The sequence below is a fragment of the Stenotrophomonas sp. HMWF023 genome (assembly GCF_003060985.1).
In the GTDB taxonomy this organism is placed as follows: Bacteria; Pseudomonadota; Gammaproteobacteria; order Xanthomonadales; family Xanthomonadaceae; genus Stenotrophomonas; species Stenotrophomonas lactitubi.
The window spans coordinates 1-2,695 of the sequence record NZ_QAIJ01000075.1; the positions used below are offsets into that span (position 1 = coordinate 1).

The following is a 2,695-nucleotide window of genomic DNA, read 5'->3' on the forward strand; positions in this document are numbered from 1 at the left end:
GCGCGCGCCAGCGTATCTTCGTGCACCACCTGCGTGGCTCGTGCAGGATCGCCGCCCTGCCCTGTTCCCATGACATCGCAATCGATATCGCGCACCAGTGCAGGTTGCAGCGTCGGCAACACCTGCACCGCTTCGCGCAGCACCAGGCACGCCACTGCATTGGCACCGGCCGCGCTGAAGTGCGTGCCATCGGCCTTGTTCTGCTCGGGCACGAACAGGAAGTACGGGCGTGCACCCTGCTCACCCATCGCGCGGATCCAGCGCATGCTGCGGTCGTTGAGGTCGATCAGCGCAACGTGCTCGCGTGCGGCCAGCCGCTGCATCGGCAGCGTGTAGCGCGCATGCGTATCCAGCAGTGAACCGAAGTCGTACAGCAGCCGCGCCACCGGCGTGACCAGCACCGGTGTGGCGCCCTTGTCACGCGCCACCTGCACGTAACGCATCAGCAGTTGTGGATAGTCGCTGTCCGGATCGGTGTAGCGCGTGGGATCTTCGAACTTCGCGTCGTTGTGGCCGAACTGGATCAGCAACACATCGCCACGACGTAGTTCCGCGGCGATCGGGTCCAAGCGCCCTTCGTCGATGAAGCTGCGCGTGCTGCGCCCGCCCTTGGCATGGTTGTGCACTTCGATCCGTGCCGGGTCCAGATAGCTCTGCAGCATCTGCCCCCAGCCGGCCTGTGGTGCGCGTTCGGGGCCGTATTCGGCAGCGGTGGAATCACCGGCAATGAACAGCCGCACCGGTGCCGCATGCGCGGCGGTGCTCGACAGCAGCAACAGCAACAACAGCTTCCGCATGGCCGGGCCCCGGTAGTGCCGAGCCATGCTCGGCTGCTTTTCGATAAGAGTGAACGAGGTCGCGCGCTGCGCGACAGCCGAGCATGGGCTCGGCTCTACAGACCGGTGTGCTTCAGCGCGCCAGCCAGCCACCATCGACCGGCAGCACCGCGCCGTTGATGTAGTCCGACGCCGACGAGGCCAGGAACACCGCCGCACCGGCCAGATCTTCCGGGTTGCCCCAGCGGCCGGCCGGAATGCGCTCGAGAATCGCCTTGTTGCGGTCCGCATCGGCGCGCAGCGCGGCGGTGTTGTCGGTAGCCATGTAGCCCGGCGCGATCGCGTTGATGTTCACGCCCTTGCCAGCCCATTCGTTGGCCAGCAAGCGGGTGATGCCGGCGATGCCACTCTTGCTGGCGGTGTACGACGGCACGCGGACGCCGCCCTGGAACGACAGCATCGAGGCGATGTTGATGATCTTGCCGCTGCCCTGTTCGATGAAATGACGGCCGGCGGCCTGCGAGATGAAGAAGGCGGACTTGATGTTGACGTTCATCACGTCGTCCCAGTCCTGCTCGCTGAAGTCCACTGCATCGGCGCGGCGGATCAGGCCGGCGTTGTTGACCAGGATGTCCAGCCTGCCGAGGCCTTCGATGGTTTCGCGCACCACGCGCTCGACCGGTTCGATGCTGATCAGGTTGGCTTCCACTGCCAGGCAGCGGCGGCCCAGCGCGGTGATCTTCTCGATGGTTTCGGTGGGCGGGGCGATGCCGGCCACCGCGACATCGGCGCCGGCGGCAGCCAATGCCACCGCGATGCCCTGGCCCAGGCCGGTATTACCACCGGTTACCAGAGCGACTTTTCCTTCCAGGCTGAAGGGATTGGTCATTGCGTATGCGTTCCTTGGTAGAGGCGTGCGTGATGCAGGCAAGCGACCACCGCGCGGCGTGCGCGGTGGCCTGTCAGTGCTTACTTGAGCTGGCAGATGTCCAGCACGTGCATGTCGGTGTAATCCAGGTTCTCGCCACCCATCGCCCAGATGAAGGCGTAGTTGCTGGTGCCGGCACCCATGTGGATCGACCACGGCGGCGACACCACCGCTTCGTTGTTCTGGATGACGATGTGGCGCTGTGCGTCCGGCTCGCCCATGAAGTGGTAGACGCGATCGCTGTCGCCCAGGTCGAAGTAGAAATAGACCTCGCTGCGGCGGTCATGCAGGTGCGGCGGCATGGTGTTCCACACGCTGCCCGGCTTGAGCACGGTCAGGCCCAGCAGCAGCTGCGAGGACTGGCAGGTGGCCGGCACGATGTACTGGTAGATGGTGCGCTCGTTGCTGGTTTCCAGCGCGCCACGATCCAGTGCCACCGCGTCCTTGATCGAAAGCTGCTTGGTTTCAAAGCGCGCATGGGCCGGGGTCGAGGCCAGGTAGAACTGCGCCGGGTTGGCGGCATCCTGCGAAGCGAAGACGACGTCCTTGCTGCCCATCGCCACGTACAGGCCATCCTTCGGCCCCAGCGTGTACACGGTGCCATCGACGGTGACCGTACCGGTGCCGCTACCGACGTTGATGATGCCCAGCTCGCGGCGCTCCAGGAACGGATGGCCGGCGGCCGAAGCCGGTTCGGTCTGCGCGGGCAGGGCCAGCGGGCCGGTGACCGGCGCAGCGCCACCCAGCACGAAGCGCTCGTAGTGGGTGTATTTCAGGGTCACCGCATCGGCGTTGAACAGGCCATCGAGCAGGTACAGCTCGCGCAGCTGGTCGTTGCTGGCGCCCTTGATGGCATCGGGATGGGTGGCGTAATGGGTCTTGCAGTACATGGCTTCTCCAGAGCAGGGGGCGGGCCGATGGTTCGGCCCCGGCACGGTTCACGGTCGATTCTAGCCAGACAGGAAACCGGTGTCATTTTGCGCCGCACGAT

3 protein-coding genes are annotated in these 2,695 nt (G+C 65.4%); all 3 read right to left on the reverse strand.

Translation table 11 applies throughout. From position 1 onward, the window contains the following. Positions 1-797, reverse strand: a 797-nt coding sequence (locus tag DBR20_RS03050) for a rhamnogalacturonan acetylesterase (protein ID WP_108265145.1), incomplete at its 3' end; no start/stop codon positions are given. A 112-nt stretch (positions 798-909) separates the two neighbouring features. After that, a complete protein-coding gene (gene kduD, locus DBR20_RS03055; protein ID WP_108265146.1) occupies positions 910-1,665 on the reverse strand; it encodes a 2-dehydro-3-deoxy-D-gluconate 5-dehydrogenase KduD in 756 nt (251 codons plus the stop codon). An 80-nt stretch (positions 1,666-1,745) separates the two neighbouring features. Further along, the gene (gene kduI, locus DBR20_RS03060) at positions 1,746-2,594 is read right to left on the reverse strand and encodes a 5-dehydro-4-deoxy-D-glucuronate isomerase (RefSeq protein ID WP_108265147.1); all 849 of its coding nucleotides are present in this window, start codon (positions 2,592-2,594) and stop codon (positions 1,746-1,748) included. Between the last annotated feature and the right edge of the window lie 101 nt (positions 2,595-2,695).

Bases quoted from the DNA above. Each gene is read 5' to 3' on its own strand.
- kduI (WP_108265147.1), bottom strand. From the start codon at position 2,594: ATGTACTGCAAGACCCATTACGCCACCCATCCCGATGCCATCAAGGGC.
- kduD (WP_108265146.1), bottom strand. From the start codon at position 1,665: ATGACCAATCCCTTCAGCCTGGAAGGAAAAGTCGCTCTGGTAACCGGT.